This window comes from Streptomyces lienomycini (genome assembly GCF_027947595.1).
Taxonomy (GTDB): Bacteria; Actinomycetota; Actinomycetes; order Streptomycetales; family Streptomycetaceae; genus Streptomyces; species Streptomyces lienomycini.
Window position 1 is genome coordinate 3,062,487 of record NZ_CP116257.1, and the last position, 13,319, is coordinate 3,075,805.

The 13,319-nt window shown below is 73.0% G+C and carries 12 protein-coding genes and 1 tRNA gene; 4 read left to right on the forward strand and 9 right to left on the reverse strand.

The genetic code is table 11. From position 1 onward, the window contains the following. Positions 1 to 61: 61 nt before the first annotated feature. Entirely contained in the window at positions 62 to 1,579 is a 1,518-nt protein-coding gene (locus BJ961_RS13750) for a long-chain-fatty-acid--CoA ligase (RefSeq protein WP_271321589.1), read from the forward strand. Between the two features lie 62 nt (positions 1,580 to 1,641). Continuing rightward, complete coding sequence (locus tag BJ961_RS13755) at positions 1,642 to 2,418, forward strand: sulfite exporter TauE/SafE family protein (protein ID WP_271321590.1); 777 nt, start codon at positions 1,642 to 1,644, stop codon at positions 2,416 to 2,418. Here BJ961_RS13755 and BJ961_RS13760 read toward each other — a convergent pair. From BJ961_RS13760 to BJ961_RS13770, 3 genes are all read right to left on the reverse strand, one after another. Next, on the reverse strand, positions 2,345 to 4,465 hold the full coding sequence (locus BJ961_RS13760) for an MDR family MFS transporter (protein WP_271321591.1): 2,121 nt from the start codon (positions 4,463 to 4,465) through the stop codon (positions 2,345 to 2,347). The genes BJ961_RS13755 and BJ961_RS13760 overlap by 74 nt on opposite strands. 72 nt (positions 4,466 to 4,537) lie before the next feature. After that, on the reverse strand, positions 4,538 to 5,311 hold the full coding sequence (cobF, locus tag BJ961_RS13765) for a precorrin-6A synthase (deacetylating) (RefSeq protein ID WP_271321592.1): 774 nt from the start codon (positions 5,309 to 5,311) through the stop codon (positions 4,538 to 4,540). A gap of 78 nt (positions 5,312 to 5,389) precedes the next feature. Beyond that, positions 5,390 to 5,965: a DUF309 domain-containing protein gene (locus BJ961_RS13770; protein ID WP_271321593.1), complete on the reverse strand. Its 576-nt coding sequence runs from the start codon at positions 5,963 to 5,965 to the stop codon at positions 5,390 to 5,392. 100 nt (positions 5,966 to 6,065) lie between these two features. On the opposite strand from BJ961_RS13770, the gene BJ961_RS13775 reads away from it, so the two are divergent. Further along, positions 6,066 to 6,139: transfer RNA gene (locus BJ961_RS13775), tRNA-Pro, on the forward strand. 69 nt (positions 6,140 to 6,208) lie between these two features. Here BJ961_RS13775 and BJ961_RS13780 read toward each other — a convergent pair. After that, entirely contained in the window at positions 6,209 to 6,631 is a 423-nt protein-coding gene (locus BJ961_RS13780) for an ankyrin repeat domain-containing protein (protein ID WP_271321594.1), read from the reverse strand. Positions 6,632 to 6,728: 97 nt separating this feature from the next. On the opposite strand from BJ961_RS13780, the gene BJ961_RS13785 reads away from it, so the two are divergent. After that, positions 6,729 to 7,715 carry an aldo/keto reductase gene (locus tag BJ961_RS13785; protein ID WP_271321595.1) on the forward strand — a complete coding sequence of 329 codons (987 nt, stop codon included), beginning with the start codon at positions 6,729 to 6,731 and terminating at the stop codon, positions 7,713 to 7,715. Between the two features lie 6 nt (positions 7,716 to 7,721). Here BJ961_RS13785 and BJ961_RS13790 read toward each other — a convergent pair whose 3' ends face one another. From BJ961_RS13790 to iolC, 5 genes are read right to left on the reverse strand one after another with little or no spacing between them, the layout of a single operon-like run. Then, positions 7,722 to 8,507, reverse strand: coding sequence for a GntR family transcriptional regulator (locus BJ961_RS13790; protein ID WP_271321596.1), 786 nt, complete (start codon positions 8,505 to 8,507; stop codon positions 7,722 to 7,724). Between the two features lie 48 nt (positions 8,508 to 8,555). Further along, the gene (iolD, locus tag BJ961_RS13795) at positions 8,556 to 10,427 is read right to left on the reverse strand and encodes a 3D-(3,5/4)-trihydroxycyclohexane-1,2-dione acylhydrolase (decyclizing) (protein WP_271321597.1); all 1,872 of its coding nucleotides are present in this window, start codon (positions 10,425 to 10,427) and stop codon (positions 8,556 to 8,558) included. Then, on the reverse strand, positions 10,424 to 11,320 hold the full coding sequence (gene iolB, locus BJ961_RS13800; RefSeq protein ID WP_271321598.1) for a 5-deoxy-glucuronate isomerase: 897 nt from the start codon (positions 11,318 to 11,320) through the stop codon (positions 10,424 to 10,426). Before iolB ends, iolD begins: the two co-directional genes overlap by 4 nt. A gap of 49 nt (positions 11,321 to 11,369) precedes the next feature. Next, the gene (locus BJ961_RS13805; RefSeq protein WP_271321599.1) at positions 11,370 to 12,257 is read right to left on the reverse strand and encodes a Cgl0159 family (beta/alpha)8-fold protein; all 888 of its coding nucleotides are present in this window, start codon (positions 12,255 to 12,257) and stop codon (positions 11,370 to 11,372) included. A gap of 13 nt (positions 12,258 to 12,270) precedes the next feature. After that, positions 12,271 to 13,233: a 5-dehydro-2-deoxygluconokinase gene (gene iolC, locus BJ961_RS13810; RefSeq protein ID WP_271321600.1), complete on the reverse strand. Its 963-nt coding sequence runs from the start codon at positions 13,231 to 13,233 to the stop codon at positions 12,271 to 12,273. Between the last annotated feature and the right edge of the window lie 86 nt (positions 13,234 to 13,319).

Below are 13,319 nucleotides of genomic sequence, written 5' to 3' on the forward strand. Positions count from 1 at the left end.
GCCCAGCCGTAGAGCCACCACCCTCTGCAAAGTCGCAGCAAGGAAACGGAGCAACACCCTCATGGCAACCCTTTCCGTCGCCGCCGTCCTCGCCGAGAACGCCCGGCGCCGTCCCGACAAGGAGGCGCTGGTCGAGGGCGACCTGCGGCTGACCTTCGCCGAGGTGTGGCAGCGGGCCCGCGCCCAGGCCGGCGCCCTCACCGCCCTCGGTGTCCGGCCGGGGGACCGGGTCGCGCTGATGGCACCGAACACCGCCGACTTTCCCCAGGCGTACTACGCCGTCGCCGCGTCCGGTGCCGTCGTCGTGCCCGTGCACCTGCTGCTGTCGGCCACCGAGGTCGAGCACGTCCTGCGCGACAGCGGCGCCACCCTGCTGCTGTGCCACCCGGCGCAGGCGGAGACCGGAGCCGCCGCCGCGCGGGAGACGTGCGTCCGGATGCTCACGCTCGGCGACGAGGCCGAGTTCGGCAGGCTCGCCGCGGACGCCGAGCCGCTGCCCTCGTACGTCACCCGCGACGCCGACGACCCGGCCGTCGTCTTCTACACCAGCGGCACCACCGGCGTCCCCAAGGGCGCCGTGCTCAGCCACTTCAACCTGGTGATGAACGCGACCGTCAACGCCTTCGACGCCAACGACATCCGGCCCGACGACGTGGCGCTCGGCGCGCTGCCGCTCTTCCACGCCTTCGGCCAGACCGTCTCCCTGAACTCCACCTGGCGGGCCGGTGCCACCCTCGTCCTGCTGCCGCGCTTCGACGCGGCCCGCGCGATCGAGCTGATGGTGAAGGAGAACGTCAACACCTTCCACGGGGTGCCCACCATGTTCGTGGCCCTCGCCGCCGCGGCGGCCGGCGCCGAGGCCCTGCCGGACCTGCGGGTGTGCGTCTCCGGCGGCGCCTCGTTGCCGGTGGCCGTCCTCGAACGGTTCGAGGAGGCGTTCGGCGCGAAGATCTACGAGGGGTACGGGCTCTCCGAGACCTCCCCGGCCGCGACCGTGAACCAGCCGGTGTTCGGCGCCCGGCCCGGCACCATCGGCCACCCCCTGTGGGGCGTGGACGTGGAGATCGCCCGCGCGGAGGTCGAGGACCGCGTGGAACTGCTTCCGCCCGGTGAGCTGGGCGAGGTCGTCGTACGCGGCCACAACGTGTTCTCCGGCTACCTCGGCCGCCCCGAGGCGACCGCCCAGGCACTCGTCGACGGCTGGTTCCGCACCGGGGACCTCGGCACCAAGGACGACGACGGGTTCCTCCGGATCGTCGACCGGAAGAAGGACGTCATCATCCGCGGCGGCTACAACGTCTATCCGCGCGAGGTCGAGGAGGTGCTGATGCGCCACCCCGGCATCGCCCAGGTCGCCGTCATCGGCCTCCCGGACGAGCTGCACGGCGAGGAGGTCTGCGCGGTGGTCGTACGTGCCCCCGGCGCGACGCCGGACGCGGACGGTGTCACCGAGTGGTCCAAGCAGCACCTCGGGCGGCACAAGTACCCGCGCCGGGTGGAGTTCGCGGACGAGCTGCCGCTCGGGCCGAGCATGAAGGTGCTCAAGCGGGAGCTGCGGGTGACGTACACCGGACGCTGAGGATCGATGGACGAGACGGTGCTTACGGTGCCGGTGGTGTGCGCATAGCATCGGTGCCCGCAATGGACACCATGACGCTCTGGCACATCACCGGCTGGGAATTCGCCGCCCTCGCCTTCGCGGCCCTGCTCGTCGGCTTCTCCAAGACCGCGGTCAGCGGGGCCAACACGGTGAGCCTGGCGGTCTTCGCGGCGGTCCTGCCCGCCCGCGCCTCCACCGGCATCCTGCTGCCGGTCCTGATCGCCGGTGACATCCTCGCCGTCCTCACCTACCGGCGGCACGCGCACTGGCCCACCCTGTGGCGGCTGTTCCCGGCGGTCGGGGTGGGCGTGGTCGTGGGCACCCTGTTCCTGGTGTGGGCCGACGACGGGATCGTCCGCACGTCGATCGGCGTGATCCTGCTGTTCATGGCCGGGGTGACGGTGTGGCGCCGGAGGCGGGCCGACGCCCCCGAGCAGCCGGACGAGGAGACCGCCTCGCGCGCCGGCCGGGTGAAGGCCCGCTCCTACGGGGTGCTCGGCGGGTTCACCACGATGGTCGCCAACGCGGGCGGCCCGGTCATGTCGATGTACCTGCTGTCCGCGGGATTCAGGAAGCTCGGCTTCCTGGGCACCTCGGCGTTCTTCTTCCTGATCGTCAACGTCTCCAAGCTGCCCTTCAGCGCCGGCCTCGGGCTGATCGACGGCCGCTCGCTGTTCCTCGACGCCGCGCTCGTCGTCTTCGTGGTGCCCGGCGCGTTCCTCGGCAAATGGGCTGTGAACCGGATCAACCAACGCCTGTTCGAGCGTCTGGTGATCGCGGCGACCGTGGTGGGCGGTCTGCAGCTTCTGCTGGCCTGACGCGCTCGGGCAGACCGTTGCTCAGGTCCTCCACCAGCAGCCGCTTGGCGATGGAGTCGAGGGCGGCGCGCAGCTCCGCGTCCGAGGGGCGGCCGATGTCCTGCTCCACCCGGTCCTCCAGCCAGTCCGCCCAGGCCCGGCCGATGATCCGGGCCTCGCGGGCGCCCGCCGGTGTGTGGGAGAGCAGGGAGCCGTCCCGGGTCAGGAACCCCTCCTCGACCATCCGGTCGAAGACCGGCAGCAGCACCTCCGGCGGCACCCGGCGGCGGGCGGCGATCAGACCGAGGCCCGCGTGCCCGACCAGCCGCGTGAACAGCTCGACCTGCATGACCGCCCAGGCACCGGCGACGTCGAGCCGGGTGTCGCTGTCCGCGATCAGGCGGCGCGCGGTGTCCAGCTCCGTACTGCCGACGATCTTCCCGACGGACGCCTCCAGGGTCCGCCTGCTGCTGGCGTCGTGCGGTGAGGCGAACCCCTCGCCCATGTCCGTGGAGCCCGCGCGGGCACTGTCGCGCAGCTGGACCTGCTTCAGGAACAGGGCGACGACGAACCCGACGACGGCGACCGGCACCGTCCACAGGAACACGGTCTGGATGGTGTCCGCGTACGCCCCCACGATCGGCGCCGACGCCTGGGGCGGCAGCCGGTGCACGCCCTCCGGACTGCTCGACGCGGTGGCGATCACCGACGGATCGGCGGCGCCGGTGCGGGCCGCCGCCGAGACGCCGTCCCGCAGGTTCGGGCCGAGCGAGTTGGCGTAGATCGTGCCGAACACGGCGGTACCGAAGGAACTGCCCAGCGTGCGGAAGAAGGTGACGCCCGAGGTGGCCGTGCCCAGGTCTGCGTAGTCGACGGTGTTCTGCACGGCGATGGTCAGCACCTGCATGGACAGGCCGATGCCGGTGCCCAGCACGAACATGTACAGCGACTCCAGCCCCGCCCCCGTCGACGGGCCCATCAGCGACATCAGGTACAGGCCGACGCCCATCACCAGCGTGCCCGCGATCGGGAACAGCCGGTAGCGCCCCGTCTTGCTGACCACGCTGCCGCTGAACACCGAGGCGATCAGCAGCCCCGCCACCATCGGCAGCGTCCGCACCCCGGAGACGGTGGCCGAGTCGCCGTCCACGTACTGCAGATACGTCGGCAGATAGGTCAGCGCGCCGAGCATCGCGAAGCCGACGATGAAGCTGAGGATCGAGCAGACCGTGAACACCGGGTTGGAGAACAGCCGCATCGGCAGCATCGGTTCGGCCGCCCGGGTCTCCACCCGGCAGAACAGACCGAGCGCGACCAGACCGCCCGCGAACAGGCCGATGATGACGGCCGAGCCCCACGCGTACTCGTTGCCGCCCCAGCTCGTCGCCAGGATCAGCGCGCTCGCGCCGACCGCGACCAGCGCGATGCCCAGGTAGTCGATGACGGGACGGGCCGCCGACTTCACCACCGGGATGGTGCGGGCGGCGGCGATCACGACGACGATCGCGATGGGCACGTTGACGTAGAACGCCCACCGCCACGACAGGTGGTCGGTGAACAGGCCGCCGAGCAGCGGCCCGATGACCGTCGCGACACCGAACACCGCGCCGATCGCGCCCTGGTACTTGCCCCGCTCCCGCAGCGGGATGACGTCCGCGATCAGCGCCATCGCCGTCACCATCAGGCCGCCCGCGCCGACGCCCTGCACCGCCCGCCAGACGATCAGCAGCGGCATGTTCGTCGCCAGCCCGCACAGGAACGAGCCGGTGATGAACACGACCGCCGACACCTGGAAGACCACCTTGCGGCCGAACAGGTCGCCGAACTTGCCGACCAGCACCGTCGCCACGGTCTCCGCGAGCAGGTAGGACGTCACCACCCACGACATGTGCTCGGCGCCGCCCAGGTCCGACACGATCGTGGGCAGCGCGGTGCCCACGATCGTCTGGTCCAGGGCCGCCAGCAGCATCCCGAGCACGATCGTGACGAAGACGACGTTGCGGCGCCGCCGGTCCAGCACGGGCGGCTGGGCGGCGGCGGTCCGTGGCGCTTCCTCGGCGACTGTCACGCGGCCACGATCACACCGGTGCACCGGCCACGCATGCGGGGACGGTCCGCCCGGGTGCGCCCGAGGGGCCGGTCAGCGGTCCCCGGGGTTGCGGCGCAGCAGATACGTGTCCATGATCCAGCCCTTGCGCTCCCGCGCCTCGGCGCGCAGCCGCTCGATGCGCGGCGCGGCCTCGGCGATCGGGCCGGCGGCGAGGATCTCGTCCGGGGTACCCAGGTAGGCGCCCCAGTAGATGTCGATGTCCTGGTCCGCGTACCGCCGGAAGGCCTGGTGCGCGTCGAGCATCACCACGACGTCGTCCGCGTCCTCGGGGAACCCCTCGGCGAGCCGCCGCCCGGTGGTGATCTGCACCGGCCGCGCCACCCGGTTCAGCCCGGTCCGGTGCCGGGCGACCAGCGAGGAGACGCTGCTGATCCCGGGCACCACGTCGTACTCGAACGCCACCGCGCCGCGCTCCAGGATCTCCTCCAGGATGCCCAGCGTGCTGTCGTACAACGCGGGGTCGCCCCACACCAGGAACGCGCCGCTCTCGTCCTCGCCCAGCTCCTCGGCGATCAGCCGCTCGTAGATGCCGGCGCGGGCCGTGCGCCAGTCCCCGACGGCGGGGGAGTACGCCGCGCCGCCCGCACCCCGGTCCCGCTCCGGGTCGCGCGCCTCGACGATCCGGTACGTCCCCTCCGGTACGTGCGTCTCCAGCATCTCCCGGCGCAGCCGCACCAGGTCGGCCTTCGCCTCGCCCTTGTCCAGGACGAAGAACACGTCCGTGCTCCGCAGCGCCCCGACCGCCTGGAGGGTGAGCTGCTCGGGGTCGCCCGCGCCGATTCCGATCACATGAATGGTCCGCACGCCACGAGTCTGCCGTACGCCACCGACACCGCCCCGGCCGGGCCGTCCCGCGGGCCGCCCCGGGCGGCGCTCCCGGCTTCAGCCGCGCAGCCGGGGCGCCCGCGCCGCCGCGTCCACGGCCACGCCGTCCTCCACGTCGTCCGCCAGCTCCCGGGCCCACCCGGCGACCGGGCCGAGGGCCATCCCGTACGGCCGCTGCCGCCCGGCCCCCGACGCCGCCCACGCGCCGACGGCCCCGGCCCCGCGCCGCAGCAGCCTGGCCCCGCCGGTGACGTTGCCGCGGGCCGCGTGCGTGAGCCCCACGGCCAGCTGGGCCAGTCCCCGCCACAGCTCCCGCTCCTCGTCGGGGCCCGACTTCCAGGCGTCCTCGAACACCTCGTGCGCGTGGAACGGCCGCCCCGCGTCCAGCAGCCGCTGCGCCTCGGCGACCGTCTCGTCCGGGGCCCGTACGACGCCCTCCGGCTGCCGGGGCACGCCGTCCGCCCCGTACGGCAACGGGCGCCCCAGCCCGTCCCGCGGCCGGGCGTTGCGCGCCCGGCCCTCCTCGTCACGGTCCCGCCCGGCCGCCGCGCGGTCCGTGGCGGTGCGGTCCAGGGGCTCGTCGGCGGAGCTGTCGGTGGGGCCGTCGATGGGGCTGTCGGCAGGGGTGTCCATGGGAGTGATTGTCCCTCGCCCGTACCCGCTTAGGTGTGGCCCGGTGCGTGGGGTAAAGTGCTGTCCGCGTGATCGCGCGGTGCACCGCGCGTGAGCACACCGGGACGTGGCGCAGCTTGGTAGCGCACTTGACTGGGGGTCAAGGGGTCGCAGGTTCAAATCCTGTCGTCCCGACGGTGTGGAGGGCCTTCACGGACGCGAGTCCGCGAAGGTCCTTCTTCGTGCCGCCCCTCCCGTCCGAGATCAGTCCCGCGACCGTGCCCCCGCCGCGAGGAGCAGGTCGACCGTCTCCGCGTGCGCACCCTTCGACGCCCACTCCAGCGGCGTCCACTCCGTGCCGCGGTCCTCGCGCAGGTTCGGGTCGGCCCCGTGGGCGAGGAGCGCGCGGACGGCCTCCGCGTGCCCCCAGCAGGCCGCCCCGCACAGCGGCGTGCCCTCCGAGCCGGTCCCGCTCTCCGTGTCGGGCCGGGCACCGGCCGCGAGCAGCACGCGGACGACGGCGGCGTCCCCGTTCACGGACGCCAGGTACAGCGGTGTGCTGCCCGCGGTGTCGGCCGTCTCGGCCGGTGCTCCGGCGCGGAGGGCGGCCCTCACCCGGGCGATGTCGCCGACCAGCGCGGCGTCGACCAGCCGCCGGGACTGTTTCTTGTGCTGTCGCCTGTTCACAGGAGCCGACCCTAGTGAGCGCTTGACTTGAAGCGCACTTCAAAGAGAAGACTCCCCTCTGTACCCGGACGACCGGGTACGTATGGGGAGGAACACCATGAAGTACCGCACCATAGGCACCGACCCGGCGCACCGCCGCGAGGTGAGTGTGCTGGCGCTCGGCGCGATGCTGTTCGGCTCGCTGACCGACGAGAAGACCTCGTTCGCCGTCCTCGACCGCTATGTGGAGGCCGGCGGGAACTTCATCGACACGTCCGACAACTACGCCTTCTGGACCGACGGCGGCCAGGGCGGCCAGAGCGAGGAACTCCTCGGGCGCTGGCGGCGCGGCCGCGGGGTCGGCGACGAGGTCGTGATCGCCACCAAGCTGGGCGCGCGTCCGCTGGCCCCCGGCACCCACTACACCGACAACCCCGAGGGCCTGTCGGCCAAGGTGATCCGCGAGGCGGCCGACCGCAGCCGGGAACGCCTCGGCGTGGAGAAGCTCGACCTGCTCTACGCGCACATAGACGACTACACCGTGGAGCAGCGCGAGACCGTCGAGGGGTTCGGGGCACTGGTCGCGGAGGGCACCGTCGGGCTGCTCGGCGTCAGCAACCAGGCGATGTGGCGCGTCGAGCGGGCCCGCGCCCTGGCCGCGGCGGCCGGACTCCCCGGATACGAGGTGCTCCAGTACCAGCACAGCCACCTGCGGCCCCGCTTCGACATACCCGGCGAGTTCTCCCCGTACGGCAGCCTCGGCCACGCCGGTGCCGAACTCCTCGGCTACCTGCGGGCCGACCCCGCCCTGACCCTGGTCGCGTACATGCCCCTGCTGGGCGGCGCGTACGTCCGCGAGGACAAGCCGCTGCCCGCGGACTACGACCACCCGGGCACCCCGGCCCGGCTCGCGGTGCTGCGGGACATCGCCCGGGAGACCGGGGCCACGGTCAACCAGGTCGTGCTCGCCTGGCAGATCGGCGCCGCGCTGCCGATCGTGCCGCTGACCGGCGTGTCGTCGGTGGCGCAACTGGAGGAGAACCTGGCGGCCGTCGACCTGGAACTGACGGAGGACCAGCGGACCCGCCTGGACACGGTCCACTGAGCACGGTCAGTTCCTGACCAGCAGTTGGAAGTCGAACGAGTACCGGGACGCGCGGTAGACGTGCGTCCCGTACTCCACCGCCCGCCCGGTGTCGTCGTACGCCGTGCGCCGCATGGTGAGCAGCGCGGCGCCCTCCTTCTCGGCGAGGCGTTCGGCCTCCTCGCGCAAGGCGACGCGGGCGCCGACGGTCTGGCGGGCGCTGTGCAGGGTGATGCCGGACGCGCGCATCATCCGGTACAGGCCCGTCGACTCCAGCCGGGCGTCGTCGAGTTCCAGCAGGCCCGCCGGAAGGTGGTTGCACAGCAGCGCGACCGGCTGGCCGTGGGTGAGGCGCAGCCGTTCCAGGACGGTGACCTCGCTGCCCTCCGCGACACCGAGGGCCGCCGCCACCTCGGCCGTGGCCGGCACGCCCTCGTTGCGCACCACGCGGGTGCCGGGGCCCTGCCCGGCCGCCTCCAGGTCGTCGTAGAGACTGCTCAGCTCCAGCGGGCGCCTGACCTGGCTGTGCACCACCTGGGTGCCCACGCCGCGCCGCCGGACCAGCAGCCCCTTGTCGACGAGCGACTGGATGGCCTGCCGGACGGTCGGCCGGGACAGACCGAGGCGGACGGAGAGGTCGACCTCGTTGCCGAGCAGGTTCCCCGGGGCGAGGACGCCGCGCTCGATCGCGGCCTCCAACTGCTGGGCCAGTTGGTAGTACAGCGGCACCGGACTGCCGCGGTCGAGGGCGAAGTCCAGGGTGCCGGTCGCGGGGGCGGTCACGGCACGTGCGGGGTCGCCGGTCTTCGCCATGGACGTACCTCCCTTGCGTAGGTGACTGGCTGTCGGGGGGAGCGGGTGTCAGAGGTGGTGGCGGCGCTCGGCGAGCGAGCGTTCGTACTCCGTCCGTGCCCGCGTGGCGGCCTTTCGGGCCGACACCTCCGCCACCGGCACGTCCCACCAGGCCTGTGCCGGGGGGTCGGTCGGCGCGGGCGCGGTCTCGACGTACACGCACGTCGGGCGGGTCGCCGCGCGGGCCGTCGTGAGCGCCTCGCGCAGCTCCCGCACGGTCTTGGCGCGCAGCACGTCCATGCCGAGGCTGGCCGCGTTCGCGGCGAGGTCGACGGGGAGTGGGGTGCCGGTGAAGGAGCCGTCGGCCACGCGGTGGCGGTAGTCGGTGCCGAAGCGCTCGGCACCCACCGTCTCGGACAGGCCGCCGATCGAGGCGTACCCGTGGTTCTGCACCAGCACCAGCTTGACCGGCAGGTTCTCCTGCACGGCGGTGACGATCTCCGTCGGGTTCATCAGGTAGGTGCCGTCGCCCACCAGGGCCCACACCGGCGTGCCGGGCGCGGCCTGCTGGACGCCGAGCGCGGCCGGGATCTCGTAGCCCATGCAGGAGTACCCGTACTCCAGGTGGTACTGGCGCGGGGAGCGGGCCCGCCACAACTTGTGCAGGTCGCCCGGGAGCGAACCGGCCGCGTTGATGACGACGTCCTCGTCGCCGACGACCGCGTCCAGGGCGCCCAGCACCTGCGTCTGGGTCGGCACGGCGCTGTCGTCGCCGGCGTGGAACGCGCCCTCGACCGCCTCGTCCCAACGGGCCTTCCCGGTGCGGTACTCCGTCTCGTACGCCGCGTCCACCCGGTGCCCGGACAGCGCGCCGGTCAGTGCGGCGAGCCCCGACCGCGCGTCGCACACCAGGGTGCGCGCGGCGAGCTTGTGGGCGTCGAAGGCGGTGATGTTCAGGTTCAGGAAGCGGACGTCCGGGTGCTGGAAGAGGGTGCCGGAGGCCGTGGTGAAGTCCGTGTAGCGGGTGCCGACGCCGATCACCAGGTCGGCCGTGCGGGCGAGCGCGTCGCCGACCGCGGTGCCGGTGTGGCCGATGCCGCCGAGGTCGGCCGGGTGGTCGTGGCGCAGCGCGCCCTTGCCGGCCTGGGTGGAGGCGACCGGGATGCCGGTGGCGTCCACGAGGGCCCGCAGCGCCTGTTCGGCCTCGCTGTGGTGGACGCCGCCGCCCGCGACGATCAGCGGGCGTTCGGCGGAGCGGACCGCCCGGACGGCCTCGGTCAGCTCCACCGGGTCGGGCGCCGGGCGCCGGACGCGCCACACGCGGTCGGCGAAGAACTCCTCCGGCCAGTCGTACGCCTGAGCCTGCACGTCCTGCGGGAGCGCGAGGGTGACCGCGCCGGTCTCGGCCGGGTCGGCCAGGACGCGCACGGCCTTCAGCGCGGAGGCGAGGAGCGCCTCCGGGCGGGTGACGCGGTCGAAGTACCGGGAGACGGGCCGCAGGGCGTCGTTGACCGACACGTCGGCCTCGACGGGGTGCTCCAGCTGCTGGAGCAGCGGGTCGGCGGCGTGCGAGGCGAAGTAGTCGCCGGGCAGGAGCAGGACGGGCAGGCGGCTGACCGTGGCCAGGGCGGCGCCGGTGACCAGGTTGGTGGCGCCGGGGCCGATGGACGTCGTCACCGCCTGCGCCGACAGACGGTTCAGCTGGCGGGCGTGGCCGACGGCGGCGTGCACCATGGCCTGTTCGCTGCGGCCCTGGTGGTACGGCATCACGTCCCCGTACTCGACGAGGGCCTGGCCGAGTCCGGCGACGTTGCCGTGGCCGAAGATGCCCCAGGTGCCGGTGATCAGGCGGTGGCGGACACCGTCGCGTTCCGTGTACTGCGCGGCCAGGAAGCGCACCAGGGCCTGTGCGGTGGTCAGTCGGCGGGTGGCGGCGCTCATGCGGACCTCTTCGGGGCGGTGTACAGGGGGAGTCGGGGGTCGACCGGCCGGCCCGGCCAGGTGTCGCGGACCCAGGCGTGGTCGGGGTGGTCGCAGATCAGCCAGGCGCGCTCGTCCTGCGGGCCGGCCATGACGTTGAGGTAGTACATGTGGTGGCCGGGGACCGCCATGGACGGCCCGTGCCAGCCGTCGGGGATCAGCACGACGTCCCCGTCGCGCACCTCGGCGAGCACGTCCGTGCCCCGCCCGTGCCCGGACGGCGAGACCCGCTGGTAGCCGAGGCCCGGGACGCCGTCGTGGTCCGCGAACTCGAAGTAGTAGATCTCCTCCAGCACCGACTCCCGGCCGGGGCGGTGCTCGTCGTGCTTGTGCGGCGGGAAGGAGGACCAGTTGCCGCCGGGGGTGAGCACCTCGACCGCGATCAGCTTGTCGCACTCCAGTACGTCCGCCGCGCCGAAGTTGTTGACCTGGCGCGAGCAGTTCCCGGTGCCGCGCAGCTCCACCGGCACCGACGACGCGGGGCCGTAGCGGGCGGGCAGGCGGCGGGTGCAGCGGGCGCCGGTCAGGGCGAACCGGCCGCCCCCGGTGGACGTCAGCGTCGTACGCGCCTCGCGCGGGACGTAGGCGAAGTCCGTGACCCCGCCGAACACGCTGTCCCGGCCGGTGAGTTCGAAGGTCTCCCGGCCGAAGTCGTCGGCGGTCGCGACCGTGCAGCCGCCGCTCAGCGGCAGGACGATCCACTCGCTCTCGCCGCTGTCGAAGGTGTGGCCGCCGCCGGGGGGCAGGTTCACCACGCGCAGGCTGCTGTAGCCCCAGCCGGCGCTCTCGGGCGTCACGTCCACGGCGTACGGGCCGTCCGCCGCGGCCCCGCCCGCGGGAAGGTGATACGTCATCGTCCGTTCCTCCGCCTCTTCTCGCGCCTCTTCTCGCGCCTCTTCCCGGTCACAGCAGTCCGACGGCCGTGTCCACCGCCTGTTCCACGCTGCCCTCGGCCGGGTAGAGCAGCGAACGGCCGACGACCATGCCCTGCACGCCGGGCAGCCGCAGCGCCTTGCGCCAGCGTTCGTAGGCCGCGCTCTGGTCCGCGGGCGAGCCCCCTATGTCCCCGCCGAGCAGGACGGCGGGGAGGGTCGAGGTCTCCAGGACCTCGGCCATGTCGTCCGGGTCGTGGGTGACGGGCAGTTTCAGCCAGGTGTAGGCGGAGGTGCCGCCGAGGCCGGACGCGATGGCGATGGAGCGGGTGACGGCCTCGGCCGACAGGTCGTTGCGGACCCGGCCCTCGACCCGGCGGGAGACGAACGGCTCGACGAACAGGGGGAGCCGGCGCGCTGCCATGGCGTCCACCGCGCGGGCGCCGGCCTCCATGGTGGCCAGCGAGCCGGCGTCGTCGTAGTCGATGCGCAGCAGCAGCTTGCCCGCGTCGAAGCGCAGCCGGGCGATGTCCTCGGCGCGGTGGCCGGTGAAGCGGTCGTCCATCTCGAAGGCGGCGCCCGCGAGGCCGCCGCGGTTCATCGACCCCATGACGACCTTGTTCTCCAGCACCCCGAGCAGCAGCAGGTCCTCCAGGATGTCGGCGGTGGCGAGCACCCCGTCGACGCCGGGCCGGGACAGCGCGGTGCACAGGCGCTCCAGCAGGTCGGCCCGGTTGGCCATGGCGAGCCGGCGGTCGCCGACGCCGAGCGAGCCGCGTGCCGGATGGTCGGCGGCCACGATCATCAGGCGGCCGGAGTCGCCGATCAGCGGGCGGCGCTCCCGGCGGGCCGCGGCCTCGGCGATCGCCTCCGGGTGCCGGGCTCTGACCGCGGTGAGGTCGGGGATGCTCAGGGACAAGGCGTTGCTCCGTTCAGGGAGTGGCTCGCGCGAGGAGGTCGTCGACCTCCGCCTCGGTGGGCATCGCGGAGGAACAGGCGAGGCGGGAGGCGACGAGGGCACCGGCCGCGTTGGCGTACCGCATGATCCGCTCCAGCTCCCAGCCGGAGAGCAGACCGTGGCACAGGGCGCCGCCGAACGCGTCGCCCGCGCCGAGGCCGTTGACCACCTCGACCGGCACGGGCGGCACCTCGGCGGACCGGCCGTCGCGGTGGACGGCGAGCACGCCCTTCGGGCCCTGCTTGACGACGGCCAGTTCCACACCGGCCGCCAGCAGCGCCTCGGCACAGGCGCGGGGTTCGCGCACGCCGGTGGCGATCTCGCACTCGTCCAGGTTGCCGACCGCGACGGTCGCGTGCCGCAGCGCCTGGGCGTAGTAGGGGCGGGCCTGGTCCGGGTCGGTCCAGAACATGGGGCGCCAGTCCAGGTCGAAGACGGTGGTGCCGGACTTCGCGCGGTGGGCGAGGGCGGCCAGCGTCGCCGTACGGCTCGGCTCCTCGCTCAGTCCGGTGCCGGTCATCCAGAAGATCGAGGCCGCCCGGATCGCGTCGAGGTCCAGCTCCTTCGGGTGGATCTCCAGGTCCGGGGCCTTGGGGCGGCGGTAGAAGTACAGCGGGAAGTCGTCCGGCGGGAAGATCTCGCAGAACGTCACGGGGGTGGGGTGGGCGGCGACGGGGGTGACCCAGCGGTCGTCGACGCCGAACTCCTTCAGCGCCCGGTGCAGGTAGGCGCCGAACGGGTCGTCGCCCGTGCGGGTGATGACGGCCGCGGCGCGGCCGAACCGGGCGGCGGCGACCGCCACGTTGGACGCCGAACCGCCGAGAAACTTGCCGAAGGTCTCAACCTCCGCCAGGGGCACGCCCGTCTGCAAAGGATAGAGATCGACCCCGATGCGACCCATCGTGATCAGATCGAAACGCGGGACTGACTCGGCCATGTGCGACGCTCCTTTGGCTGGGCGGGGGCCTGCCGCCTCCCAGGTGTATGACTCCTGGACGACACTGTCAATACTTTGTACTTACA